Annotated in this window: 20 protein-coding genes and 1 tRNA gene; 11 read left to right on the plus strand and 10 right to left on the minus strand. The window is 56.4% G+C overall.

Translation table 11 applies throughout. The features are described from left to right. Positions 1 to 39: 39 nt before the first annotated feature. A complete protein-coding gene (locus CDUR_RS04890; protein ID WP_179417353.1) occupies positions 40 to 852 on the minus strand; it encodes a shikimate 5-dehydrogenase in 813 nt (270 codons plus the stop codon). A 14-nt stretch (positions 853 to 866) separates the two neighbouring features. On the opposite strand from CDUR_RS04890, the gene CDUR_RS04895 reads away from it, so the two are divergent. From CDUR_RS04895 to CDUR_RS04910, 4 genes are all read left to right on the plus strand, one after another. After that, positions 867 to 2,384 (plus strand): carboxylesterase/lipase family protein, encoded by a 1,518-nt coding sequence (locus tag CDUR_RS04895; protein ID WP_006061870.1) that lies wholly within the window; start codon positions 867 to 869, stop codon positions 2,382 to 2,384. Positions 2,385 to 2,394: 10 nt separating this feature from the next. After that, positions 2,395 to 3,222 carry a (2Fe-2S)-binding protein gene (locus tag CDUR_RS04900; protein WP_179417354.1) on the plus strand — a complete coding sequence of 276 codons (828 nt, stop codon included), beginning with the start codon at positions 2,395 to 2,397 and terminating at the stop codon, positions 3,220 to 3,222. Positions 3,223 to 3,303: 81 nt separating this feature from the next. Continuing rightward, complete coding sequence (locus tag CDUR_RS04905) at positions 3,304 to 4,017, plus strand: hypothetical protein (protein ID WP_179417355.1); 714 nt, start codon at positions 3,304 to 3,306, stop codon at positions 4,015 to 4,017. A gap of 30 nt (positions 4,018 to 4,047) precedes the next feature. After that, the gene (locus CDUR_RS04910; protein WP_040358605.1) at positions 4,048 to 5,274 is read left to right on the plus strand and encodes an MFS transporter; all 1,227 of its coding nucleotides are present in this window, start codon (positions 4,048 to 4,050) and stop codon (positions 5,272 to 5,274) included. Here the strand turns inward: CDUR_RS04910 and CDUR_RS04915 are convergent. Continuing rightward, entirely contained in the window at positions 5,259 to 6,203 is a 945-nt protein-coding gene (locus CDUR_RS04915) for an alpha/beta hydrolase (RefSeq protein WP_179417356.1), read from the minus strand. The genes CDUR_RS04910 and CDUR_RS04915 overlap by 16 nt on opposite strands. A gap of 47 nt (positions 6,204 to 6,250) precedes the next feature. Then, positions 6,251 to 7,612, minus strand: a complete 1,362-nt coding sequence (locus CDUR_RS04920; RefSeq protein WP_179417357.1) for an amino acid permease — start codon at positions 7,610 to 7,612, stop codon at positions 6,251 to 6,253. A 215-nt stretch (positions 7,613 to 7,827) separates the two neighbouring features. Here CDUR_RS04920 and CDUR_RS04925 point away from each other — a divergent pair, with 215 nt between their 5' ends. Beyond that, entirely contained in the window at positions 7,828 to 9,843 is a 2,016-nt protein-coding gene (locus CDUR_RS04925) for a DEAD/DEAH box helicase (protein ID WP_179417358.1), read from the plus strand. A 107-nt stretch (positions 9,844 to 9,950) separates the two neighbouring features. Here the strand turns inward: CDUR_RS04925 and CDUR_RS04930 are convergent, their stop codons facing one another. The 3 genes from CDUR_RS04930 to putP are packed head-to-tail and all read right to left on the minus strand — an operon-like array spanning position 9,951 to position 12,726. Next, positions 9,951 to 10,436, minus strand: coding sequence for a DUF2269 domain-containing protein (locus CDUR_RS04930; protein WP_179417359.1), 486 nt, complete (start codon positions 10,434 to 10,436; stop codon positions 9,951 to 9,953). Positions 10,437 to 10,490: 54 nt separating this feature from the next. Continuing rightward, complete coding sequence (locus CDUR_RS04935) at positions 10,491 to 11,159, minus strand: HNH endonuclease family protein (protein WP_179417360.1); 669 nt, start codon at positions 11,157 to 11,159, stop codon at positions 10,491 to 10,493. A 40-nt stretch (positions 11,160 to 11,199) separates the two neighbouring features. Further along, positions 11,200 to 12,726, minus strand: coding sequence for a sodium/proline symporter PutP (putP, locus tag CDUR_RS04940; protein ID WP_179417361.1), 1,527 nt, complete (start codon positions 12,724 to 12,726; stop codon positions 11,200 to 11,202). A 225-nt stretch (positions 12,727 to 12,951) separates the two neighbouring features. Between putP and CDUR_RS04945 the strand changes: the two genes are divergently transcribed. The 6 genes from CDUR_RS04945 to CDUR_RS04970 all read left to right on the plus strand — a co-directional run bounded on the left by CDUR_RS04945 (position 12,952) and on the right by CDUR_RS04970 (position 22,398). After that, on the plus strand, positions 12,952 to 16,098 hold the full coding sequence (locus tag CDUR_RS04945; RefSeq protein WP_179417362.1) for a DEAD/DEAH box helicase: 3,147 nt from the start codon (positions 12,952 to 12,954) through the stop codon (positions 16,096 to 16,098). A gap of 3 nt (positions 16,099 to 16,101) precedes the next feature. Next, entirely contained in the window at positions 16,102 to 16,923 is an 822-nt protein-coding gene (locus CDUR_RS04950) for an SWIM zinc finger family protein (protein WP_179417363.1), read from the plus strand. An 18-nt stretch (positions 16,924 to 16,941) separates the two neighbouring features. Then, positions 16,942 to 18,159, plus strand: a complete 1,218-nt coding sequence (locus CDUR_RS04955; protein WP_179417364.1) for a metallophosphoesterase family protein — start codon at positions 16,942 to 16,944, stop codon at positions 18,157 to 18,159. Between the two features lie 9 nt (positions 18,160 to 18,168). Continuing rightward, the gene (locus CDUR_RS04960; protein WP_179417365.1) at positions 18,169 to 20,805 is read left to right on the plus strand and encodes an AAA family ATPase; all 2,637 of its coding nucleotides are present in this window, start codon (positions 18,169 to 18,171) and stop codon (positions 20,803 to 20,805) included. Positions 20,806 to 21,589: 784 nt separating this feature from the next. After that, positions 21,590 to 22,060, plus strand: a complete 471-nt coding sequence (locus tag CDUR_RS04965) for a MarR family winged helix-turn-helix transcriptional regulator (RefSeq protein WP_040358610.1) — start codon at positions 21,590 to 21,592, stop codon at positions 22,058 to 22,060. Positions 22,061 to 22,182: 122 nt separating this feature from the next. Further along, the gene (locus CDUR_RS04970; protein WP_060996119.1) at positions 22,183 to 22,398 is read left to right on the plus strand and encodes a PspC domain-containing protein; all 216 of its coding nucleotides are present in this window, start codon (positions 22,183 to 22,185) and stop codon (positions 22,396 to 22,398) included. Between the two features lie 59 nt (positions 22,399 to 22,457). On the opposite strand, the gene CDUR_RS04975 is transcribed toward CDUR_RS04970, so the two are convergent. The 4 genes from CDUR_RS04975 to CDUR_RS04990 form a co-directional block, all read right to left on the minus strand. Continuing rightward, positions 22,458 to 22,533, minus strand: a tRNA-Arg gene (locus CDUR_RS04975). A gap of 90 nt (positions 22,534 to 22,623) precedes the next feature. Continuing rightward, positions 22,624 to 23,310: a LutC/YkgG family protein gene (locus CDUR_RS04980; protein WP_218865401.1), complete on the minus strand. Its 687-nt coding sequence runs from the start codon at positions 23,308 to 23,310 to the stop codon at positions 22,624 to 22,626. Further along, complete coding sequence (locus CDUR_RS04985) at positions 23,311 to 24,861, minus strand: lactate utilization protein B (RefSeq protein ID WP_006061890.1); 1,551 nt, start codon at positions 24,859 to 24,861, stop codon at positions 23,311 to 23,313. After that, the gene (locus CDUR_RS04990) at positions 24,858 to 25,643 is read right to left on the minus strand and encodes a (Fe-S)-binding protein (RefSeq protein ID WP_179417366.1); all 786 of its coding nucleotides are present in this window, start codon (positions 25,641 to 25,643) and stop codon (positions 24,858 to 24,860) included. Before CDUR_RS04990 ends, CDUR_RS04985 begins: the two co-directional genes overlap by 4 nt. Between the last annotated feature and the right edge of the window lie 296 nt (positions 25,644 to 25,939).

Consider the following 25,939-nt stretch of genomic DNA (forward strand, 5'->3'; position numbering starts at 1 on the left):
TTGAGAATCCTACCTGGAATAGTTGGTGAACCTTGTTGACTAGCCTTGTTGACTGTAACGCTCGGCGGCCTCAATAAGCTCATCGCTTGGTCGAACACCGGTGTACAGTTCAAACTGCTGTGCTGCCTGAAGTGCCACAATCTCACCACCGTTAATGGTGGGGATGCCGCGCTGCTGAGCGGCCTGAATCAACGGAGTGGAAACGGGAAACGCCACCACATCACATATGACGTCGGCTCGCCCTATTTCCTCATCACTAAACGACTGCACATTCTCATCAGTTCCGGCCATGCCTAACGGAGTCACGTTTACCAGCATCTTAGCGTCAGTGGGAACCTCGGGGCTATACGCCCAACCATACTGTTCCGCCAGTTCACTGCCTGTTTCAGCGTTCCGGGCAACCACTGTTCCGCCCATACCATAGTCGGTGATCGCAGCCACCACAGCCTTGGCCATGCCCCCGGAACCTCGCACAGCAACCCGCAGGTCAGTGTCCACAGCATGTGACGCTAATAACTCGGAAACCGCGCTGTAGTCAGTGTTATACCCAGTGAGCACCCCGCCATCATTGACGATGGTGTTCACTGCCTGAATGCGGGCCGCAGAGGGATCAACATGATCAATGAGCGGAATCACCGCAGCCTTATACGGCATGGACACACCAGCGCCACGAATATCCAGGCCACGTATCCCTGCCACAGCCTGCTCAATATCCGTTGGGGCGATAGCTTTGTAGAGAAAATTCAACCCCAATTCCGCATAGAGCCAATTGTGAAACCGGACACCATGGTTTGATGGACGTGCAGCAAGCGACACACAGAGGGTGGTATTTCTATCGACGTGGTTAACCATACTCACTACCGTAGATGACCATGGAGATAGTTGTACGGACCTCCCAAGGGTTGGTAGCCGGGCTGGTGGACAACGGGGTGAGAACATGGCGCGGTGTGCCCTTCGGTGCCGACACCAGCGGCAAACATCGCTGGCGTGCTCCACGAGCGGCTCACCAGTGGCGTGGGGTTCGTGACTGTACAGCCTACGGCCCCATCGCGCCGCAACCCATCTATTCCTGGACCGACCAAGTGCAGGGAAGCGAAGACTGTCTCAACCTCGATATCGTCCGGCCCGACTCCGACGACGAACTACCTGTAGTCGTCTATCTCCACGGCGGATCCTTTATTGTTGGTGCCTCACACCAAAGCGTCCTCCAGGGCCACACCTTCGTCAAAAATCTCGACGTGGTGTACGTCAGCATCAACTTCCGCCTCGGGGCGCTTGGTTACCTCAACATGCACAGCGTCGGTGAGGGTGACTGCGTCGCCAACCCCGCGATCCGGGACCAACTCCTTGCGCTCCAATGGGTGCACGAGAATATTGCTGCGTTCGGCGGTGACCCCACCAACGTCACACTCATGGGAGAATCCGCAGGTGGGGCAGCCGTGACAACCCTCATGTGCGTGCCCTCAGCACGTGGTCTTTTCCACCGTGCCATTGCACAATCTGCCCCCATTGCCGCAGTCCACTCCGCTGCGCAATCGGAATTCTGGGCCCGCGAACTCGCCTATCACATGGCCATGCCACGGCACTCCAGCATTACGGACCTCCGGCTCGAATCCGCCGACGATGTTGTTCGCGCCGGGCAGTCCATGATGTGGCGATCACGAGAGTTTCTTCAGCTCAATCCGTGTTATTGTCCCACGGTTGACGGTAGTTTTGTTCTGCAGCACCCAGTTGAGGCATTCAATCAAGGAAATCAGGTGCGGGTTCCGCTGCTCATTGGAACTAACCGCGATGAGACCTCTTTTTCCAAGTTGTTTTATCTGCGGCAATCAGCTCGGGGTAAAGCCGCGCAGCGGATGCTCAATGCCTTCGACCCCAGTAACACTGAACGAGTGCTCAGCGCGTATTGGGGTGCGGTGGAGCGGCAACATTTTTCCGAATTGCTGTGCGACGCCCTGTTTTGGGCCCCCTCGCTCAAAGTTGCCCAAGCGCATTCTCGAGTGGCACCCACCTGGATGTATCGCTTCGATTTTGCGCCGAAAGCCCTTAAAATGCTGGGCATCGGGGCCATGCACTCCCTGGAACTCCTCGCCGTGTTTGGCGACGCCGATGCCTCCCGCACCCGCAGCCTCGCCCGCTGGGGTGGTGATGGGGAACTAGAGGAAGTGACAGAATTCATCCAATACCTGTGGGGGAACTTCATCCATGTGGGTAGTCCAGGCTGGGAATGGCCGCGTTACCAGATGCCCACAGACACCCGTCCGGGTCGGGCAACCATGATTTTTAACACCGAAAGCGAACTGGTCTTTGACCCACGTGCGGGACGTCGTAAAGCCTGGTCGGGTTTCAACATGCTCGAATGGGACGGTGTAAGCCCACGGTAAAATTGGGGGTATGAAGCCCAACACTCCGGTGTGGAACCACATTGTTGCAGAACACCCGCGTTTTTCTACGGCCGTGTTCCCTGCGGAGAACAGTCGACGCATCAGTGTGGAGGAACTTGCATCCGTTGAGGTTCTCGACCGTGCCATTGCTGCCAGCGATGAGCTTTTCCCCATGGGAGTGCCTAAACATCAGGCCCAAGTATGGTGGTTTTCCCTGAATAACACGCTGCTTGGGCCAGCGCTCACAGCCATGGTGGAATGCCACGTCACACCATCCCTTGATGTGGCGCGTGGTGTGATGTTCATTCAGAATCCCGGCACGGAACACGGGCAGGGGTATTGGATGAGTTTTTTCACCGACGTTTTCACCGACGACTCCGAAGCCGCGTGGCGCGCGGCCGGTGCTGATTACGCACGGTCGATTGCGCCGGTTATTCAGGCGCTCGCTGAGGTCGCCGGGGCGTCGACACGCGCGTTGTGGGCCGTGAGTGTAGATGCTGTAGCAGGGGCAGCGGTGGGTGCTGGTAATGATGCCTTCGAACCGTATCGAGGAGTGCGGATTGCACAGGCGTTGCTCGCGGGCATGGCTGAGGGGGTTCCCGAAGGCGTGAGGTTACCGCAGCCGCATTTCAGAGACTTCTGTGACGGGCAATTTCAACCAACGGATGTTGCGGCGGCCCTGGCGGGGGAAGAGCGCGATGTGCACACTGTTCCCCAGCGGGTGTCCTGTTGCATGATTTATCGGTCGCCAGCAGCGGGAATGTGTTTATCGTGCCCGAAACAGACCCCGGAGGAACGTGACCGCCAGCTTATTGATTCTTTTACGTTCGATTTTTAACAAAGTTGCTGCGGGTGGCTACGGGCGCGGCTAGGCTGGTGTAGCGAGCTGCACTGGCCGGATTGAAAGGATTCGTTCGCCATGAGTTTTTTTGAAGATATCGCTGCTGCCCTGGATGTGGATGGCATTGAATCGCGGGTTCATGATGACACGATGTTTGTGCCCATCACCCCAGAGCTAGAAATCCAATTCGTGGAGATCGATCCGATCCTCCCGGCCGCTAACGTGTACATCGCCGCAGCAGACGTTGATGAAGACGACGATGATTTTGAAGCGGTGCTCGTGTCCGTGGTGTTCTCTGTGGATGATGCTTTGGATGCGGTAGCCCGGCATGTTGCCACTGACCAGGTGGTTACTGTTCTGCGCGATCTTCTGGAAGGCACTGACGAGCGCATCTCTGACCTGGAATTTTTCCAGGATCTCAATGACGCTAATCTTGTCCGCGCTGAGGTGGGACAGAACTCGGAGCTGCACGTGGTGGTTGAATCAGCGGGCGGAACCCCTACCGCAACGGTGATGTTTGTGGCTCTAGGCGAAAGCTACGATGAGCTGGTCAACCAGGCGATGGCTGAAATGTGGACCCCAGACTCTGACGAGCAGCCCTCGGAAGAAGAACGCTTGCGTGTGTTGTCTGAGCTTTCTTCCGATATTTCTCTGGTCACTGATGAGGTGCTTGACCTGGGGACTTTCACCGATTTCGACCGGCTTTTCGACGTCCTGTCGCTCGCCGCTGACCAGGCCGAAAACTGGGAGGAGCAACTGCTGCCCATTGATGAGGAAATGAACTATTCATAGCCAATTGGACAGCGGGGTTACGCTAACTAGGTGACCAACCCCAACGCTGCACGCGACGTAACTGAGACCGCACCTCCGCCAAAGATTCCTCGGGAAATTTGGGTGCTTGTTGCGGCCGCATTCATTATTGCCGCAGGGTTTGGGCTGGTATCGCCCATTATTCCGCAGTTTGCCAGGAGCTTTGATGTCTCCACCACGGCAGCCAGCGCCGTGGTATCTGTGTTCGCGGCTAGCCGATTATTATTTGCTCCTGCTTCGGGCAAGCTCATTGACCTGATTGGGTCCCGAAAGGTCTACATCACCGGACTATTGACCGTCGCGGTGACCACCGGAGCCGTCGCCTTCGCACAAGAATACTGGCATATCCTGGCTTTCCGCGCCATTGGCGGCATCGGTTCAACTATGTTCACTGTCTCCGCTGCGGGGTTGATTGTGCGAATTGCGCCGCCCAGTATTCGCGGACGTGCCTCGTCAACGTACGCTACCGCGTTTCTTCTGGGTAGCGTGATTGGCCCGGTGGCTGGTTCCGGCCTCGCCGTGTTGGGTATGCGCCCGCCGTTTTTGATCTACGGTGTGTCTCTGATTCTCGCGTCGGCGGTGGTGTGGAAGCTGCTGCGGCCCGAGGTAATTCACGATCTTGAATCTCACGACGAATCAACGCCAATGCTTGCGAGCGAGGCCGTGAAAAACCCAGCCTATCGAAGTGCTTTGATATCGGGATTTGCTAACGGCTGGGTGAACTTCGGAGTGCGGGTATCCACCGTTCCCTTGTTCGCAGCCATGCTGTTTCCTAAAGGTACCGCTGTGGCGGGCATGGTTCTGGCCGCCTTTGCGGTGGGTAATGCTGGGTGTTTGCAGTTTTCGGGCAGACTTGCAGATTCACTGGGAAGAAAGCCGCTGATCATCGCGGGATTAATCGTTAATGCAACGTTCACGGGTGTTCTTGGCTGGATGGATAATCTGTGGCTCATACTGCTGGTGTCGGTGATTGCTGGCATCGGCGGCGGTTTGCTCAACCCTGCGCAGCAGGCCACCGTTGCAGATGTCATCGGAAACAAACGCTCCGGCGGCAAGGTACTTGCGACCTTCCAGATGGCACAGGATTTCGGAGCAATCCTCGGCCCCATTGCGATCGGCATGCTTGTCGACGCCCAGGGTTACCATGTCGCTTTTACTGCCTGCGGTGCTATCGGGCTTGTTGCAGCTGGAGTGTGGCTGGTGCACGGAAAAGAAACCAGACCTCAGCCGACTGCTTGACGAACCGCTGCCAGCGCCTCCGCCCACATCGTCTGCATAGCAGAAGTGTGAAGGCAACGGATCAGGGTTCCGTGATAGGTGCCTTTCATGGTGTAGAACCTGGTGGGGACCCCAGCTTGTGTGAGGCGATGGGCGTAGGCGGCGTCCTCGTTGTAGAACAAATCAAGGTCTCCAACAGCGATGAACGCGGGCGGCAGGCCACGCAGATCAGCCCGGCGCGCAGGTACGGCGTAGTCGAGGGGTTCGGTGGCATCGCGAAGATAGGCGCGCCATCCTAGTATGTTGGTGATCATGCCCCAGCAAAGGACACCACGACCTGGTGACCGGGTGGTGGTGTTGTCCAGCATGGGTTCGAATAGCAGCTGGAAGGCGATGGGACCAGTGTGCGTATCGTGTGCCTTGTGGACTAGGCTGGCGGCGATTCCAGCACCCGCGCTTTGCCCGGAAACAACTAGGAGAGCGGGGTAGTCGGGGGAGTCGAGGGCAGCAGGGTAGGGGGCGATGCTGGAAAGCCGATAGTCGGGGTTGACCACCACGGCGTTGAGTTCGCGTGCCAGGAAGGCGCACACAATGTCGTCGTATTCGGGAACTCCGCTGACATAGCCTCCGCCGTGAATCCATAGGAGCGTCAGCGCGGGTGTAGTTGTGTCGCTGCGTTGGTAGGTGCGTACCCGTACCCCTGCCGCGTCGTGTTCGGACACATCAACATTTGCCAACCCACCAGAACTGTCGCGGGGCTGCGGATGCGTGGCCAGCCAACCGGGGCGGCTGAACCGCCAGACTTCCGGCAGGTTTTTCAGGTAATGCCTGCGCCACACCCCCTCACGTAGCTCTGGGTGCACGCGGCGGAGGTGCAGTTCATAGCTGCTCAGCAGGCCCACTGTGCCTGCGATGCAGGCCAGTAGGCCCAGGTTAGGGCGACGGGGCATGTAACGAACTTTCGGGCGGAAGCCAGGGCGTCGATACGCGGCAGGAATTATTCGATGCTGCGGGTGGTGGAGCCCCGACCCGTGAAAAAGTAGATAGCTGTCATGATAACAGTGAACCCGATCCCGGCGATGAGTGCTTCATGGTAGCTGGCTTGCCACACCATGATCCCGAACGTAAACAGGATGAATGCGATGGCGAAGTACTGTCCGTATGGCCAGAAGGGCACAGGGAATTTTAGTTCTTGAACCTGACTTGGGGACATCCTGCGGCGTGATGCTACGTGTGCGAGGAGGATCATGAGCCATACGAAGATCGTTGCGAATGTGGCGAGAGCTGCGATGATGGCAAAGACCTCCTCGGGGATGATGTAGTTAAGCCACACGCCAAGGGACAAGACGGCAATAAGAGCAGCGACGGTGACAACGGGTACGCCGTTGTATAGTTTGGCGCACACTCTGGGGGCGAGTTTCTCCTGCGCCATGCCCGTAATGATGCGTCCGGCACCGAAGATGTCCGAGTTGATGGCTGACAGTGCAGCAGTGATGAGCACAAAGTTCAGGACGCCGGCCACTCCAGTGGACCAGTCATGGTTTAAAGAAGAGAAGATCTGTGTGAAGGGTGATTCGTCGCCATTGACTGTGCGCCACGGATTAATGCAGAGGATGACAAAGATCGCCAGCACATAGAAGAGCAGGATGCGAACCGGCACCGTGTTGACGGCCTTGGGGATGGACTGTTCAGGATGATCAGCTTCCGCAGCTGTGACGCCGATAATTTCCGTGCCGCCAAAGGCAAAGAGAACCAGAATGAACGCTGAAATCATGCCGGTCGGGCCGTTGGGCATGAATCCGCCATCGTTCCACAGATTAGACACACCAACAGCGTGAGGTTGCTCACCAAAACCGAAGATGAGAATAGCGGCTCCGCCCACGATCATGGCGATCACGGCGGCGACCTTGATGAGGGTGAACCAGAACTCCAGCTCGCCAAACAGACGCACGCTTGTCAGGTTGACGGCCCCCACGATCAGCAGCGCTAGGGCGACCCATATCCAGCGGGGTACGCCGTCGTACCAGAAGTCCATGTAGATACCTACAGCAGTGAGGTCGGCGATGCACACAATGACCATTTCGAAGGCGTACATCCAGCCAGTGATAAAGCCTGCCCAGCCGCCGAGGTGAGTGCGTGCATACTCCGAAAAAGAACCCACGACCGGCATAGATACTGCCATTTCCCCCAGTGCTCGGAGCATGAAGTACACGACAATTCCGCCCAGAAGATACACCAGAAGTACCGACGGTCCTGCCGCTTGGATGGCCTTTGCTGAGCCGTAGAAAAGCCCCGTGCCGATGGCTGATCCCAGCGCGATGAAGTGAATATGGCGAGCTTTCAATCCTTGCCCAATCATATGGCTATCGCCTCCTCGTGTGCAGTGTTTAGTGCTATCAGTTGTGGAATCAATTATGCGCACAAGAGACTGTGATTCGCTACGGTTTTATGAACTAATTGTTTGGCAGGACACATGTAGCAGGTGCATGATTTTATTTTGCCAGGTGACATGTATTGTTTTCGCTGTGTGCTCGGTTCGCTTTGTGCGCTCTGATGACGTAACGTAGTGGGGCAATGAGCATTACCGATAGCGCCACCGGCGGCGTTGAAGAGCCGGATAGCGTCATTTCGTCGGATTCTCAGGAAACTTCGCAAGGTGTCGTAGCCGAACAGGCTGAAGCTGTGCATGCGTCAGAAGATGCGCCCGCAGCGGAAGCTGACAAAGCTGCGGAACAGGACACCAGGGATGCGGATACTTCTGAGGCGACCGACCCTATTGAAGGTTTCGAAAACCTTGGTCTTCCCTCGGAAGTACTGAAGGCAATCACCAAGGTTGGTTTTGAAACACCGTCCCCCATCCAAGCGCACACCATTCCTGTTTTAATGGACGGCCACGATGTTGTTGGCCTCGCGCAAACCGGCACCGGCAAAACAGCCGCATTTGCCCTCCCGATCCTGTCGCGCATCGACCCCTCGGTGCGTGCCCCCCAAGCACTGGTACTGGCTCCCACACGTGAGCTGGCACTCCAGGTTGCTGACTCTTTCCAAGCCTTCGCTGACCACCTGGGCAGCCTGAACGTGCTGCCCATTTACGGAGGTCAGGCTTACGGCATTCAGCTGTCTGGGCTTCGCCGCGGTGCACACATTGTTGTTGGTACCCCAGGTCGAGTGATTGACCACCTTGAAAAGGGGTCGCTGGACATTTCTGGTCTGCGTTTCCTTGTGTTGGATGAGGCAGATGAGATGCTCAACATGGGGTTCCAGGAAGATGTGGAACGAATCCTGGAAGACACCCCGGACGACAAGCAAGTGGCGTTGTTCTCCGCGACCATGCCATCTGCGATTCGCCGCATGTCCAAGCAGTACTTGAAGGATCCACGAGAGATCACCGTCAAGTCTGAAACCCGTACCAACACAAACATCACGCAGAAATTCCTCAACGTTGCGCACCGCAACAAGCTGGACGCGTTGACCCGCATTCTTGAGGTCACCGAATTTGCTGCGATGATCATGTTCGTGCGTACCAAGCACGAAACCGAGGAACTGGCGGAAAAGCTTCGTGCCCGCGGTTTCTCTGCTGCTGCCATCAACGGCGACATCGCACAGGCACAACGTGAACGCACGGTTGACCAGCTGAAAGATGGCCGCTTGGATATTTTGGTGGCAACCGACGTTGCTGCCCGTGGACTCGACGTGGAACGTATCAGCCACGTGTTGAACTACGACATCCCCCATGACACTGAGTCTTACGTGCACCGCATTGGACGCACCGGTCGCGCCGGGCGCAGCGGTGAGGCGATCCTTTTTGTGACGCCGCGCGAACGCCGCATGCTCCGCTCCATTGAGCGCGCCACCAACGCGACTCTGGTGGAGATGGAACTGCCGACCGTTGACGAGGTTAACGAATCCCGTAAGGAAAAGTTTGCAGACTCCATCACCGAGTCACTGGAAGACAACCAGATCAGCGTCTTCCGTAACCTCGTGAAGGCATATTCGGAGGAACACGACGTCCCGTTGGAGGACATCGCTGCAGCTCTGGCCACGCAGGCGCAAGCTGGTGACGAGTTCCTGATGAAGGAACCCCCGCCGGAGCGACGCCGTGACCGCTTCGAAAGGGGCGGGCGTGACCGTGGCGATCGCCGTGACCGCTTTGACCGGGGTGACCGCGACCGTGGTGGACGTGATCGTTACGATCGCGGGGATCGCAACATGGCCTTGTACCGCCTTGACGTGGGCAAACGTCACAACGTGCGCCCAGGTGCCGTGGTTGGTGCACTGGCCAATGAAGGCGGCCTGAACTCCAAGGACTTTGGGCGCATCCACATTGGCTTCGACCATACGCTGGTTGAACTGCCCAAGGATCTGCCACAAGAGGTTTTTGACAACCTCGCTGACACCCGCATATCTGGCCAGCCGATTCGGTTTGAACGCGACCCGGGTGCGCCAGGGCGTTCCTCCAACCGCCGTGACCGGGACCGTGGGGACTACCGTGACCGACGCGATAACGGTCGCAATTTCCGACGTCGCGATGACCGCGGTTACCGCGGAAACCGCCGTGACCGCGACCGCGGATTCCGTGGTGACCGGTAATAGTTGCTACTAAAAGCCGCAACGCGGCCCAGCTGGTCTTTATGCCAGCTGGGCCGCGTTTTTTGTTGCGGTGTCCCAGGTGGGATTACTCCCGAATCTAATATGATTTAGATCACCATAAGTACGGCGACGATGACCCACAGTGCAGAGAAGATGCCGCCAAACATTGAGAGCTGTGACACCGCCTTGTCCCAGTTTTCAATCGTTGCTGCGCCAGCGTGCTTCTCGCTAGGCACGTCATCGTCATCATCGGACAACCCCAACGCCGCCATCATCTTCTTCTGACGTGGGACGATCAGAAAAAACAGGATTCCCCACGCGATAACGCTGAGCAAAATCGATGCATGGAAGCGGCCTTCTCGCAGGTAGGACATGTTGCTTAAAAGCAGGCCCATACCCAGTAGTGGAACAATCAAGGAAATCAGGCCATAGGTGTTCGTAATTGTGAACAGCGTCCGTACAGAACCCCGTGCCAGATCGTTGCCATTGTGCGCCTCGCGTGCACGAACGTGGAAGGTAGACACAGCCACCGTCACCGGACCAAGAAGCAGCAGTGCGGCCACCACATGGAGAATCAGCATCAACGTAGTCACAGTAAGTGCAGTACCTTTCAGATAGGGGATGAATCAGATCCCACTAACCCTAAGCTATCCACGCAACAGATCGCGAACCCAACACTGTCGACGCATCACCGCCACATCCGCCGTGGTCAATGGCAACCCGTATGCCGAAGCAACATGCGCTAATCGACGCACGTACCAACACCGCGCCCCGATACCACTCGGTAACCATTCGCTAGGCAGGGAATCCGACTTGTCCTGATTCTCCTTTTTCGAGGTGGCCACAAGATTCATGGGGTCATTAGCAAAGGCTAGCCGCTTGGAGGCATCCCACGAATGCGCCCCCATATCCCATGCGGCGCGGAGGGGATACACATGGTCAATCTCAATGGGAGTCTCCCCAACCCGCAACTGCGACCCCGTATATGGGTCAGGGCCGACACCGGAGGTAGGTGTGCAGCGTGAGGAAAAAGCGACGTCGGCAAGCGACATAGCAATGATGGCATCCCTGGTGGTGCAGGAACCGCCGAGTTGCGGGGCGGCGGCCCAGCCTTGGCCGAAGTTGGTGCGCTCGTATCCGAGTACACTTGTGCGCTGCGCAACCGTCGATATGCGAGCAAGCGTGACTGAAAGCCGGGGTGGGTGGTCGGCAGCGTAGCCGGGATGCAGAGCCAGGCGGAGGTAGAACCCCAGAAAGACCAGTGTTAACAGGGTTAATACCGAAAAAACCCGGCGCGTCTGAGAACAAGGGGACATACCTTGTCAGACCGCCGGGATGTTGCGCAGGTTCCGTGACCTAGGCCACCAACTCGTCGGTGCGGGCCATGTGGGCAGCCCTGTCGAACTCGTCAAGAATCTCCTGTGCTGGCGGTTTAGTCAGCAGCGACACCGCCACCATGGCTAGGGTGCCGCACAGGAATCCCGGAACCATCTCATAAAGGCTGTCACCCAGGGAAGACATACCCCAGCCGAAGGAGACAACCGCTCCAACAATGATCCCAGCAAGCGCCCCGGGCGTATTCAAACGGCGCCAGTACAGGGAGGCCACCACCAGCGGGCCAAATGCGCTACCAAAACCAGCCCACGCGAACGCCACCAATCCGAGAATCGAATTTGACGGCTTAATTGACAGTAAAGCCGCAATGATGGCAACCCCCACCACAGCGGTACGGGACAGGTTAATAAGTAACTGGTCAGAAAGCTTGCGTTTAGTCACGATCATGTACAAGTCCTCAATCAATGCACTCGACGTGACCAGCAACTGCGACGAAATCGTCGACATGATGGCTGCCAACACCGCAGTAAGCACCAACCCAGCAACGAGCGGGTGGAACAAAATCCGCCCCATGTCCAGGAAGACCGTCTCATAATCTTTCTGGTCAGTGACCGTGTACTCTGCGTTCTGGCCGAAAAACGCCGTGCCAATCAGTGCTACCGCAACCGCGCCAAGAATGCAGATGAGCATCCACGACACCCCAATGCGGCGGCCCTGCTTAGCTTCCGACGGCTTACGCAGAGCCATAAACCGCACGATGATGTGTGGTTGTCCAAAATAGCCCAAGCCCCACGACAAATATCCCACAATGGCCGCGAACGACACTCCACTAATCAAGGAGAAATAGTGCGGATTCCCGCCGTTCGTGTAAGGACCGTAGTTATTGCTCGTAGCAAACGTCCAGATGCTCGACATGTCGTCCAGAGAAAATAAGGCCACCGCTGGAACCAGCACTAATGCTGCGAACATGATCATCCCCTGCACAGCATCCGTGTACGACACGGCCAAGAACCCACCAATAAACGTGTACGCCACCGTCACCGAAGCAACAATCAGCATGCCATCCACATATGAACCACCAAACGTGGATTCAAAATACTTGCCGCCGGACACCATGCCTGAGGACACATAAAACGTAAAGAACACCACGATAACCAGCGATGACACGATCCTTAGTACGTGCGAACTATCTCGCAGGCGATTTTCCAAAAACGACGGCAACGTCAACGAATCCCGCGATGCTTCCGTATAAGCGCGAAGGCGCGGTGCCACCCAATACCAGTTCGCCCAACAACCGACGAGCAGGCCAATGGCTATCCATAGCCCGGAAAAGCCGCTGACAAACAACGCGCCGGGCAAACCCATGAGCAGCCACCCCGACATGTCCGATGCTCCGGCGGATAGTGCCGCTACCATGGGGTTAAGGCCGCGGCCAGCCAGCATGTAGTCGTCGTATTGGCTTGTCTGGCGGTAACTCCAATAGCCGATAGCCAGCATGGCCAGCATGTACATAACAATGGCAACAATGAACCAAGTGTGCTCGCTCACATGTCCTCCAAAAGTAGTGTGGGCAGTTCTTATCCCAGGAGTGTGTGGTGCTGAGTAATGATGCTATGAATAGCAACTCTGTAAGCGTAGCCTGAATCACATGCAATGGGAAGAACTTTAGCATCATGTTGTTGAATAAGGGGGCACAACAGGGCATGAACACGCGTTCGCATGATTCGGGGATAAATGACAAGGATGTTGCAGGCAACTGGTAGAACGGTAATCATGACGACACACCTGCTCCATGGCCTATGGACTCCTGACCATGGGCTTGCGCTTTGGGTGGAGCAACTAGAGGGACACAAAATCGTCCTCCCTGAACAGGTCCCCGCAGGCACATTCCCTCCGATCATCGAGGCGGAACTCGCTGCAAAATCCTTCCGGCACCGCCTTCACGCCACCCTGCAAACCCCTCGCGGACGCATGGTGGAACTACCCATCCCCGTCGGAGTATTTACACCAGAACAGGCTGTGTCCTTCTTCGCCCGCGTCGCGTTTCTCGACGGCGCGTCACCCGCCGCCACCGAACAACAACGCACCGCCCTCGCACCGGACTTTATGTGGCTCCTGCGCATGTATCGCGGCTTGGAGCAATTCGTTCGTGCCGGGCGTGTGCTCTTGCGTTGCGCTTGGCGGGATAATGAGTGGTGGCCGCAGTGGCAGCTGGCTACTGGAATGGGGGAGAACGCGTGGGTAGCGGAGATGGTCGTGGCAACTCCTGGCGTTGTCAGTGCAAATGGAGGTTCACGCACCGCAGAATTGATGGCGGAGGAACTGCCGCATTGGATTGCTTCTTCGCTGCTTGAGGGTCTGCGCGATGCGCCCAGGCCAAGCCCATGGCATGAATTCAGTTCAAGCCTGTTGCATTCCCGTCCGCTGCGTCGCGGTGGTCCAGGCTTGGTGTCCAAATTGAACGATTGGAAGAATTCCGCCAGCACGATGGGCCTAGAGCTTGTGGTTATTGTTGAAGAACCGTTTGAACATTTGCCGCTCCACAATGTTTCCCCTGATTTGATAGAGGCAAGTGGCGGATTCGAGGTTCCTGGTGTTACCACCTGGGATGAGCCCGTCTGGCCTGTGCGTATCCGCGTGCGTCGCGGTGTGGATGCACCGTATCCCGTGCGCCTCGCGCAGTGGGATGAGGCCGCGCAAGAACAACTACGCAAAATACATGCGGCGCTGTTCAAACGCAGCCCGGTGATGCAGTCCAATGTGGGTGCGGTGCCCATTGTGATTGCCAATTATGATGACAACCTCGGTGACTGGGATCTTTTCTTCAGCACTGAGGAGATAGTGCAGTTTGTGTCTAAAGACGTGACGACGTTGAAGACCGCTGGATTCCAGGTCATGCTGCCCAAATCCTGGGGTTCCTACGAGCCCCACCTCACGGTAAACACGACTGAGAGTGGCGAGGTCAGCGCGGCAGGGTCGAAGCTTGGCTTAGAGCAACTTGTTGAGTACAACTGGCAGCTGAGCCTTGGCGATATCGAGCTGAGTGCCTCCGAAATGCAGGAACTGGTCAATTCCAAGGCTGGGCTGGTGAAACTGCGTGGGGAATGGATGATGGCCGATGCTGCGGCGCTGCGCCACATTTCTGACTACATGGCTGAGATTGCCAAGGCATCCGGAAGCCGTCTGCGCGCCGAGCTGGACAGCGCAAAACAACGCGCCGATCACGCCAAAGCACAGCAAGAACCCGGGTGGGAGGAACTTGTTCAGCAGGCGCAGAAGCTGCAGGAAGAGTTTGATAACCGCCACGTTGGTGTGGGACAGGTGACTCTGGCCGAGCTGCGTCAGATTGCCCTGGAAGCCCCGGCAAAAACTCCCGTGGAGTTCACTGGAAGCCAGTGGCATACCAGCCTGCTGGGAGGTGACATAGCTCCTGCGCCGGAACGCATTGATATTCCTGAGACGGTGCATGCGCAGCTTCGGGAGTATCAGCGCCGTGGTGTGGACTGGCTGTATTGGATGTCCCGTAACAATCTTGGCGCCGTGCTTGCGGATGACATGGGCTTGGGGAAGACCCTGCAACTGTTGGCGCTGGTTGCGGTGGAACGCGCCGCACGTGAGGATGCTGCAGAGGAGTCGGCAAAACCGACCCTGGTGGTGTGCCCGACGTCAGTGGTGGGTAACTGGGCTGCGGAGGCGAAGAAATTCGTGCCGTCCTTCAACGTTCTGGTTCAGTACGGTAGCCAACGCAAACACGATGAAGAGTTTGCTGCCGCGGCGAAAGAGGCGGATCTGGTGATCACGTCGTATGGTGTGGTTACCAGGGATTATGAGGCGTTTGGTTCCGTGGACTGGGAGCGTGTGGTGCTGGACGAGGCACAACAGATCAAAAACTCCACAACGCGAGCGTCGAAAGCCGTGCGCAGCATTCCTTCCCGGCATCGACTGGCCTTGACGGGTACGCCAGTGGAAAATCGTCTGGCGGAGCTGCGGTCTATCTTGGATTTCTGCAACCCAGGAATGCTGGGAAGCGCGTCGTTTTTTAGGAATCACTTTGCCACGGCGATTGAACGCCACCAGGATGAGGAGGTTGCGGAGAAGCTTCGTTCCCTAACTGCGCCGTTTATCCTGCGGCGGGTGAAAACCGACCCCTATATTATTGACGACCTCCCCGACAAGAACGAAGACATCGTCACCGTTCACATGACCACAGAGCAGGCGGCGCTGTACAAGGCACTGGTGGATGACATTCAGCAGCAGCTAGAAAATGCCGAGGGTATGGCCAAAAGGGGATTGGTGCTGGCGACCATCACAAAAATTAAACAGATCTGCAACCACCCAGCTCATTTTCTGGGGGACGGTTCCTCGATCACTCTCCAAGGCAAGCACCGATCCGGCAAGATGGAGGCGTTGGTTGGCATTGTCGATGGTGCCATTGAACGGCGGGAACGGGTGTTGGTGTTCACCCAGTACAAGGCGTTCGGTGATCTCATTCAGCCCTACTTGAGTGAACGTTACGGCGTGGATATTCCCTTCTTGCATGGAGGTATTTCTAAAACCGGACGGGATGCTATGGTGCAGAAGTTCCAGGCTGAGGACGGTCCGCCGACAATGATCTTGTCTCTCAAGGCGGGAGGTACGGGCCTGAATCTGACCGCGGCGTCGATAGTTGTGCACATGGATCGCTGGTGGAACCCTGCGGTGGAGAATCAGGCAACCGATCGTGCCTATCGCATTGGTCAGCGTAAGAACGTGCATGTGTACAAAATGGTGACGGAAGGAACAATGGAGGAGTCCATCCAGGACATTATCGACGGGAAACTTCAACTTGCCGGTGCCGTCATAGGCCAGGGTGAGGGCTGGATCACCGAACTTTCGCCGGAGCAGCTGGCGCAACTGATGAGCTATCGGGGAAAGGAGTAGGCCGTGGCGGATTCTGAGCGTTCCCGTCGTACGCACCCGAGCGTCGGCAATGTTATTTACGCCAATTTCGGCAACACCACGAAGGTCAGCACGCCGAAGCCAGCGGTTCAGAAGGAAACCCGCACCTGCCTCGCGTCTATGCTGCTTATCGACGCTGCGACGACCGCCACCGACTCCGAGCGCGTCAAGCGTGGTCGGGCCTATGCACGAAACGGAAACGTCGTGAACCTGGAGTTCACCAACGGACGCATCATTGCCGCCGTGGCCGGATCTCAAAATCAGCCCTTCAACGTCGATGTGGTGCTTCCACCGCGCAATGCGGACCAGCTGAACACCGTCACGCAGCTTCTACTTGAGCCGGGGAGTTTAGCTGAGGCGAAGAGGGGAAAGCTTAGCCAGCAGTTGGCAGAAACCCTGATATGTGCTTCGGATGAACAGGTGCGTTTCCTATGTGACTGCCCTGACTTCGCGGTGGTCTGCAAACACAGCATTGCAACCGTCTTTCGAGCCACCGAACGTATCGACGCTGACGCGCAGTTAGCGTTCGCTCTGCGTGGTCTTGACATGGATACCATAGAGAAATCCCTGCAGCGTGAGGCCCATGCCAAGGCTGATTCCGCAGCGCAGACCAACGACGGAAACTTCTGGGGCGATAAGACCGCCTTGCCGCAGCTACCGAACCCGAAAATAGCCTCTGCGCTGGACGATTCCGACCTTGACGCGCTCCATAAAGCCATGCGCTCAATTTCCTACACCGCCATCGATGAGCTGCGAGCCGTCGCCGACATTGAAGAGATGTACGATTTTCTTACCCAGAATCACTAGCGTCCAGGGATTTTATCTATGACATCAGATACGACTGTTCGTTTCCTGCACACGTCCGACTGGCAGCTCGGCATACGACGCTGGTTCCTGCACACCCACGACAATGCCGATGCGCAGGCGCGTTTCGATGCCGCCCGCCTCGCCGCCGTTCGCGCCCTCGGGCAGCTGGCCATCGCCCAGGATTGCTCTTTCATCGTGGTTGCTGGAGACGTGTTTGAACACAACAGCCTCGAACGACACACTATCGGGCGGGCACTGGAAGTGCTGAAACACCTGCCAGTTCCAGTTTTTCTTCTTCCTGGAAATCATGACCCCTTGACCGCTGACAGCATTTTTTATCGGACGCAGGATATCGACAACGTGACCGTGTTGACCAACACCGAACCCGTTGCTGTAGATACCCCGGCGGGCGTGGTGGAGATAGTTGGCGCACCGTGGCTGACAAAACACGCAACCCGCGACCTCGTCTCCGATGCCATCGCGCCGCTGGAACCTACAGATCGGGTGCGTATTGTTGTGGGCCATGGGCAAGTAGAAAACCGTAGTGGAGAGTTTGCCCCAGAACTCATTGACCTATCGGCTCTGGAACGCGCCGTGGCTGATCGCACTATTGACTATGTGGCGCTCGGTGATACGCATTCCGCTATGGCACTCGATTCCGCTGGCGCAGTGTGGTTCAGCGGAACCCCGGAGACCACAGACTTTCATGAGCGCGGGCTGCGGGGGCAGGATTCCCGAGGCGAAAATAACTCGGGTGTTGCGCTAACTGTCGCAGTGACCAAGCAGCCACACAGCCCAGAACCCAGCCGAGTTGAGGTGCACGAGCACCAAGTAGGGACGTGGACGTTCGACGCCGTGGAGTGGGACGTCAACGATGCCTCAGACGTAGAAGCATTCCTCGCCTTCCTTTCGGCGTACCCCAACAAAGCGGAAACCGTGGTCAAATACGCCTTGCAGGGAAGCGTGGATATGAGCACGATGCAGCAGCTAGACGCTGGACTTGCCGACCTTGCCCCAGTTTTTGGGGCGCTTTACGAACGACAGCGGCTCATGGATCTGAGCCTGGCACCCAGCGATGAGGACCTCGCGCAGTGTGAACTCGGCGGATATGCGGGTCACGCGCTGGCGGAATTATCCGAGCTAGCGGCGCAGCCTCCCGGTACATCTCGTACGCCTGAGCGGGATACGGCCCATGATGCCTTGCGTTTGCTCTTCCGTTTGGCTCAGAAGAGGTAGGACAGCCAGATGAAAATTCACCGAATTGCCCTGAGCAATGTGCGTGGTATCGAACACCTCGATCTTGATGAGATTCCAGATACTGGATTCATCCTCATCACCGGCCCCAATGAGCAGGGAAAATCGACCGTGATGGACGCTGTGTACACTGCGTTGTTCCACAAACACACGGCGAACAATCGTGACGTGAAAGCCCTACAACCTATAGGAAAAGATGTTGGTTCAACAATCATCGTGGATGCCACCATCGGCCCTTATACGCTGAGCGTGACCAAGACCTTTAACAAACAGCGGAGTGCGCATCTGGCTATTACGCGACCGAAAGTGGACAATTACACAGGTGCTGATGCAGAGCGAGTCCTCGCAGAGATTCTTGAACAACACCTTGACCGTTCCTTGTTCACGGCGCTTTTTGTCCGCCAGGGTGAGCTTTCGCATAGCCTGAAGGCAGCGGGAATACCTACCTTGAGCAGCGTCTTGAGCGGCACAGATGTCGCTGATTCTGCTGCACAGCCCACCGATAACACAGCACTTCTTGACCGCGTGGATGAGGAATACCGCCGGTACTACACGCTGGGTAAGGGGGCGGCGACGGGAGAGCTCAAAGCCGCGATGGACGATGTCGAGCAACTCACAGCCGAGATGCACACCGCTGAACAGCGGGTCCAAGATCTCGCCATTTATGTCGATAGGGTAGCCGCACTGGCTGAGCAAAAAGCTGCCGCCGAACAGCGCATACCCCAGATCAAAGACGAAATCGCCCAGCGTGAACTCGCCTTTACCGCAGCAGAAGCGGCACAGAACCGTGTGAAGCAGGCCTTGCAAGCCGCTGAGCTGGCCTCTGCCGCAGCGGAGAATGCTACACGCGACTGGGAACGCCGCCAAGACCGTATTACTGAAGTTACGCAGATATCCGCCGAGGTCACCGACCTCACAAAGCAGCTGGCGGACAAGCATTCCGAGCGTACTCACCGGGACAAGCAGCTTGCTCACCTGAAGGAGCGCGTTGAACTGGCCAAACAACAAGCTGCTACTGATGCCGCCAATCTCACGGCTGTCAATGAACAACTACACATCATTGTTGGCACGCAACGCCTGCAGGAACTTCGTCGGCTTATCGACGCCGTGACAAATCTCGATGCTGAAATCCACAAGCGCCGCCACAGTAACGCACACATTCCCGCCATCACCACAGACATGATTGATGCTGCCGCGCAAGCTGAGCATGCCGTCCTGCTTGCAACAGCCAAGCGCGACGCACACAGCGCCCAGCTTGAGCTTTCCGCTGCTGAAACACAGTCGGTGATGATCAATGGAGAAGAAGAGACCATTGGTGCACAGCCCCGTACCTATGAGATTGTGGACACTCTAGACATCAATGTTTCCGGCGTGCGGATTCGTGCACTCCCAGGACAAAGCCAGATTGATGCGCAGCAGGCAGTGGTGGATAGCAAAGAAGTCCTAGCGGAGATCCTTGATGGCACGCATTGTGCTGACGTGGCCGAACTGCGGTCGCGGTATGCCGAGCAACAATCAGCACAAGAAGCAGTAGCGGCCCTAGAGCGGGAGCGAAAAGCTACTCTCCAAGGGCGTGACCTTGATTCGTTGCAGTCCGAGGAAGCAACACTAGTCGAACAACTAGGGGAGGACCTTGGAGATCCCGAACAGCTCAGCGTGCTACGTGAACAACAGACTGAGCTCTCCGAACGGTACGACGTTTCGTTTGCTGCCGTTGATGCTGCTAAAGCCGAGCTGGACGCTGCTCGTGACCACACCATTGACGTAGATATTCGGGTTGTGGAGGCACAACTGAAGGCGGCCAGTCAGCGAGGTGACGCCGCTGGTGCACGCCTTGCAGACGAACGTTCTCACGATGCTGATAGTGAGATCGAACGCCGCGTACAGGTAACAAATGCGGCACTGATGGAGGCGCGACAGGCTGTTGACTATGCGCGCGAAACTGCAGAACAGCATGACTATCATGCCGCCTCGCGCCTGTTGGACGGGGCGCATAATGAACTTGCGGACGCGGAGCAGCAGGTCGTCGATACGCAGACGCATATTGCCGAAAATCGCGGAAGAATTGAACAGTCTGCTGGTGCCGAGGAACACCGTGACACCCTCAACGCGAGGCTATCCAGTGCGCACAGTGTGCTGGCGGCAACTCAGCGACGTGCGGCAGCAGTGAAACTTCTTCGAGAGACACTACACCGGCATAGGGATGCGGCACAGCGTCGCTATGCCGGTCCCTTTGCGGAAAAGTTAGGCCAGCTTGCGCGCCTTCTTTTTGGTGCCGGCGTCGGCTTCGAGCTCAATGAAGAGTTGCAAGTAACACGGCGGTCTGCGGGGAGTGAGGTCATGGACGTTTCCTGGTTGTCCGGCGGGGCACAGGAGCAACTTGCCATGTTGGTGCGACTGGCCATCGCGGAGCTGGTGGCTGAGGACGGCGACATGGAAGGGGTTCCGGTGTTTGTTGACGATGTCCTGGGGAACACCGATGACGAGCGGTTGAAGGCGATGGCAGCCGTGTTGAGCGAGGTCAGCGCAGACAAGCAGGTCTTCATGCTAAGTTGCCAGCCGCAGCGTTACACTCGAGTCGATATAAAAAGGAAATATGAAATAAATTTAATGAAAGGTATGCGGTAGATTGAATCGCCCGCCCTGGCCTGGGGGTATGAAACAATCATCACAGATTGGTCTCTGAATCGCTCAAAGTTCTCTGAATTGTAGATGCTTCAATTTCATTGAACTAATGGTTTAGTCTGGGGTAGCAAAATTGCTTTACGGGGGTAATTTCGGGTCCGCGCTGGGGGTGAAAATGGGGAATGTGGGGGTGGTGGGAGGTTGTTAAAGGATCGGTGAGATGTCCCCAAAATCCCACCTACCTTTACCTTAAGCGTTGTGATGGGGTTACCGTGTGTAGTCATCAGATGACCTGTGAGAAAGCTGTCCTTGGCATTATCAAGCGTAAAATAAAATATGCAGATAGGTATAAAGCTAGTATATTTAGCGGCAAAAAATGTAGGCACTTACAGATAGCTGCTATGCGAACAGGAGCCGTTGCGGCGGGGAAGAATTTTGAATGCAAATAAACCATTGCCCATGTGATGAAAAAAGAGTTATATGTGTTGCATTATTGATGTCGCAGATTTGTTATCTCATGTGCAGTGTCGCAGCTATGTGATATGCCTGTGGTCCTGCCCCCGCGGGGCAAGAGGATTGATTGATGAGAGTGTAGTCGATGCAGGATAGCGCCAGTCCTTAGTGAAAGTGACTGACAATCGGGGGTATGAATAAAATTCGGTGATGGCTGCTGATGCAATATATTTGCATGAGAATCGTGACGTGCGCAGAACATCGGGTGGGGGTGCAAAAGATGTAAATACCGTCCCGGTTTTATTTACTGGGCTTATTTGATTATTGTTGTGGTATGAATGAACCGCGCTGGCTTAGTGATGAAGAACAAGCGCTATGGCGCTTGTGTTTGGCGTCTGTGCGTAAAGCAAGTCGCTGCATAGATGAGACTTTGCAAAGAGGATATGAACTATCGACCCCAGAGTTTGCGGTTTTGGTTAGTTTGTCTGAAAGTCCACACCATGAAATTAGGCTTCGTGACCTGTGTAGCGACCTCAACTGGGATCGCAGCCGCACGTCACATCAAATCACCAGGATGGAGCGCAGGGGGCTTGTGCGCAAGCAAAAATGCGCCGGTGATGCCCGAGGTGTGGTTGTGGAACTGACGGATGAAGGGCAACGCAGATTAGAAAAAGCAGCTCCGGCTCATGTTGAGTCAGTACGACAGTTGCTCTTTGACCACCTCACTGAGGAAGAAGCACGAGCGCTCAAGGGCTTCATGGAGAAGGTGATCAACGTGAAGGGCATCCCTGGTGCGGAAACCTAAGCCGGATACCCTTAAATCAGGGAGAAATCAGGGAGAACCCTGATGCGATAGGTCCGTATCTCCAGGCACACTAAATGGTGAATCAGATTTTAACTACCCACCCGTGAAGGAGACTGATCACCATGTCGAACCTCCCGAAGCTGTCACGCAGGCTACACCGCAGCCGGACCAACCGTATGATTGCGGGTGTGCTGGGTGGCATCGCTGAAACCTATGGCTGGGACGCTAACGTACTGCGTCTGCTTTTTGTCTTGTCGTGGCTGCTTCCTGGCCCCCAGTTCATCCTGTACTTCGTTGCCTGGGTCCTGATGCCGGACGATAACTCTTTGGGCTTTTAGGGCTTGTAACAACGGCTAATCCCAGCCATCCCCTATGTGGGAGGCTGGGATTAGTGCTGTGGTGCCCCCGACACGATTCGAACGTGCGACCGCTGGTACCGGAAACCAGTGCTCTATCCCCTGAGCTACGGAGGCGAAACAACGTTGCTGATCTTAGCACCGTTGCAGGAAAAACATTAAACCCGCAGGATAGGTGTTCACTGCGGGTTTATGTCGGTGTCGTGCTTACGAGACGATAACCACGATGAGCGTACGGGGGCCGTGCACACCCTCCACGCGGTTGAGCTCAATATCCGACGTTGCGGATGGTCCAGAGATCATCGTGATGGGAAGCTTACGGTCGAGCCGCTCTACCATTTCCGGCACACCATAGACGATAGACGGTTGCCGCACGATACAAATGTGGCAGTCGGGAACCAGCGTCAGAGCACGGCGGCCATTGGTGGGATTACTCTCCAGGCAAATGGTGCCCGTTTGTGCGCTTGTGACGTGAGAATCAGTGACCACAACATCCACGGCATCAAGAAGACGGGGATCGGAGGAGCGGTCGTCAGGCGTGGCGCTGCCGCTGAATCCAGCGAACAGCTTGGGATCGAGTCCTTCGGCGAAGCGCACATCCTTCGCGCCACGTTCCTCCAGCAGTCCCACAATGGTGTCGCTCAGCTTAGCCTCGCTGGATTCCTTCACAATCGCCTTGTAGTCCAGAAGGCGATCAATCAGGATCTCACGAAGTTCGTCGTCGGAAAAGTCATACTCGCGGTGGTAGTTACGTACCACCGGGTAGGGTCCCTCGGGGGTGTGAGCGAGCCGATGCGCGTTGTGGATGCGCTTGAGAATTTCTTTCTTCGCTGCCTCATTGCGGGAAGCGCGAGCTTTGCTGACGCTGTCAGTGCTCTTAGAAGTGATGGTCATCTACTGTGCCTCCTCTTGACTCTCAGTCTTAGGGGTGGTGTGGGGAATCCCCTCAGCCCTAGATTTAGCTAGTAGATCCTTAGCCTCATCCGAGTTAAACCACTTACGGAAGGACTTCTTCGGCGGCACAGCAGTGTCGCGGATATCCGTCCAGCCGGCGAGGAAGCTGGGGAGATGAGTGATCTTGCCGTTGAATCCGCCGAGGACACGTCCCAGTGCAACCATCTTGGTGACGTTGCTCCAGATCATCTGGTTGCCAAAGGTCAGGCCCATGGCGCCCATGATGACGCCTTCAATCTTGGGCTTGTGGCTTTCGATCTTCTGGTGGCGTAGCTCCAGCAGTGCTGACGGAATATCAATCCGGACCGGGCACACTTCAAAGCATGCGCCACACAGCGAGGACGCGTACGGCAGTGACGCGTTCGGGTCATGTGCGGAGTCAATACCGGTCAGTTGCGGCGTGAGAATAGCGCCAATCGGACCTGGGTAGGTGGAGCCGTAGGCGTGACCACCAGCGCGTTCGTAAACTGGGCAGACGTTCAAGCACGCGGAACAACGGATGCACTTCAGTGCTTCGCGTCCGATTTCGTTGGATAGTGCTGCGGTACGTCCGTTATCCACGAGGACGATGTGGAAGTTCTTCGGGCCGTCGCCTTCCGTCACACCCGACCACAATGAGGTGTAGGGGTTCATGCGCTCACCAGTGGAGGAGCGGGGGAGGAGCTGTAGGAATACCTCAAAATCCTCGTACGTGGGGAGCAACTTCTCGATGCCCATCACTGAAATGAGGGTTTCAGGCAAGGTGAGGCACATACGGCCGTTACCCTCTGATTCGACGATGGCAACGGTCCCTGTCTCAGCAACACCAAAGTTTGCACCAGAGATAGCGACCTTTGCTTCCATGAACTGCTTACGCAGGAACAGGCGTGACGCTTCAGCTAGTTCGGCCGGTTCGGTCGATAGTGAGTCATCGGTATGCGGCATCTCCTTGATGAAGATGTCGCGAATCTCGGCGCGGTTTCGGTGAATGGCAGGAACCAGAATGTGGGAGGGACGGTCATGGCCCAGCTGCACAATCAGTTCCGCGAGGTCGGTTTCGCGGGCTGAGATGCCAGCGTCACGCAACTGGTCATTCAGGCCAATTTCCATCGTGGCCATTGACTTGATCTTGACTACATTGGTTTCGCCGGTTTCCTTCACCAGCTCGGTGACAATCTCGCCTGCTTCTTTGGCGTCACGCGCCCAGTGCACGTGACCGCCGCGGGCAGTGACGGCTGCCTCAAACTGCTCCAGTAGCTCAGGCATGCGGGCCATCACGTCTCGCTTAATGCCGGACCCTGCTTCGCGTAGATCCTCCCAGTCATCGATTTCTGAGATGACATTAGCGCGCTTTGCGCGAATGGTGTGGGTAGCTTTATGCAAGTTGCGGCGCTGCGTGGCGTTATAGAGGTCCACGTGTGCTGCTTTTTGGAAGGATCGATCACCTCGGAGGTGTCCAACGTCTTTAGGCGCGCGTGGCGGCATGGACGGGGTGCCAAGTAGGATGCTCATAGCATTGCCTCCTTTGAGTACACAGCGGAGGTGGGGGACCAGGGGTGTTCTTTGGTGGAGGCGAGGATCTCAGCCATGTGCACAGCACGTACACCACCGTGCTGGCGAGAAAGGGCACCACCGATGTTCATCAAGCAGGAAGCGTCACCGGCAGTGACATATTCGGCTTGTGTTGAACGGATATTGCGGGTTTTGTCGGTGACCATAGCCGCGGATGTTTCAGCGTTCTTCACAGAGAAGGTGCCGCCGAAGCCGCAGCATTCATCGGCATGGGGGAGTTCCACCAGGTCGATTCCCTCAACGTTGCGCAGTAGACGCAGCGGACGATCCCCGACTTTCAGGAAGCGCAGAGAGTGGCAGGTGGAGTGGTAGGTCACCCGGTGCGGGAAGAATGCACCGAGATTATCGACGCCCGCGACGTCGATAAGAAATTCGGACAGGTCAAGGGTTTTTGCGGCCGTGGTACGAGCGCCGTCGACAAGCGCGGCATCGCCGTAGCGCTTTGCTACGAACTCGTGTTGTTCGCGGACCGCTCCGGTGCAGGAGCCGGAGGGGGCGACCACGTAATCAATGGAGGGGTCAGAGAAAGCATCAACGTAGTTGCGGATCTGGGGGATCGCTTCACGTTGGTAGCCGGTGTTGACGTGCATCTGTCCACAGCAGGATTGTTCTGGCGGGAAAACCACGTCATAGCCGAGCCGTGACAAAATCACTGCAGTGGCTTTGACCACGTCGGGGAACATGGCATCACCAATACAGGTGGAGAAGAGAGCGACACGCACGGGTGCTCCTCACTTATCTGATCGGGCGGTTGGTTAGGGAGTAGCTATGCGGAAACATGCATGGGTGACAGCAGTGTTATCGCAGAGTGCTACTGACCTAGCTGGACATAACCTATCCTAGCTTTCCTTTGTGCTAACTTCCTCCCGATAAGGTAGCCCTAACCTGCGGTTTTTCTGAAACATTAATGTTTTGAAAATATGCTCATCCCAAGGTGGTTATGTCCTTGTTCGGGGTTGGTAACATTTACGGTGGGGCTAAAATGTGACACAAATCATAATGCTACCGTGACCTTGGG

This window comes from Corynebacterium durum (assembly GCF_030408675.1).
Classification (GTDB): Bacteria; Actinomycetota; Actinomycetes; order Mycobacteriales; family Mycobacteriaceae; genus Corynebacterium; species Corynebacterium durum.

Excerpts from the sequence above, each read along its gene's own strand:
- CDUR_RS04945 (WP_179417362.1), top strand. The coding sequence starts at position 12,952 with ATGACGACACACCTGCTCCATGGCCTATGGACTCCTGACCATGGGCTT.
- CDUR_RS04890 (WP_179417353.1), bottom strand. The coding sequence starts at position 852 with ATGGTTAACCACGTCGATAGAAATACCACCCTCTGTGTGTCGCTTGCT.
- CDUR_RS04905 (WP_179417355.1), top strand. The coding sequence starts at position 3,304 with ATGAGTTTTTTTGAAGATATCGCTGCTGCCCTGGATGTGGATGGCATT.
- CDUR_RS04970 (WP_060996119.1), top strand. The coding sequence starts at position 22,183 with ATGTCGAACCTCCCGAAGCTGTCACGCAGGCTACACCGCAGCCGGACC.
- CDUR_RS04980 (WP_218865401.1), bottom strand. The coding sequence starts at position 23,310 with ATGACCATCACTTCTAAGAGCACTGACAGCGTCAGCAAAGCTCGCGCT.
- CDUR_RS04900 (WP_179417354.1), top strand. The coding sequence starts at position 2,395 with ATGAAGCCCAACACTCCGGTGTGGAACCACATTGTTGCAGAACACCCG.
- CDUR_RS04895 (WP_006061870.1), top strand. The coding sequence starts at position 867 with ATGACCATGGAGATAGTTGTACGGACCTCCCAAGGGTTGGTAGCCGGG.
- CDUR_RS04960 (WP_179417365.1), top strand. The coding sequence starts at position 18,169 with ATGAAAATTCACCGAATTGCCCTGAGCAATGTGCGTGGTATCGAACAC.
- CDUR_RS04915 (WP_179417356.1), bottom strand. The coding sequence starts at position 6,203 with ATGCCCCGTCGCCCTAACCTGGGCCTACTGGCCTGCATCGCAGGCACA.
- CDUR_RS04955 (WP_179417364.1), top strand. The coding sequence starts at position 16,942 with ATGACATCAGATACGACTGTTCGTTTCCTGCACACGTCCGACTGGCAG.
- CDUR_RS04935 (WP_179417360.1), bottom strand. The coding sequence starts at position 11,159 with ATGTCCCCTTGTTCTCAGACGCGCCGGGTTTTTTCGGTATTAACCCTG.
- CDUR_RS04985 (WP_006061890.1), bottom strand. The coding sequence starts at position 24,861 with ATGAGCATCCTACTTGGCACCCCGTCCATGCCGCCACGCGCGCCTAAA.
- CDUR_RS04920 (WP_179417357.1), bottom strand. The coding sequence starts at position 7,612 with ATGATTGGGCAAGGATTGAAAGCTCGCCATATTCACTTCATCGCGCTG.
- CDUR_RS04925 (WP_179417358.1), top strand. The coding sequence starts at position 7,828 with ATGAGCATTACCGATAGCGCCACCGGCGGCGTTGAAGAGCCGGATAGC.
- CDUR_RS04965 (WP_040358610.1), top strand. The coding sequence starts at position 21,590 with ATGAATGAACCGCGCTGGCTTAGTGATGAAGAACAAGCGCTATGGCGC.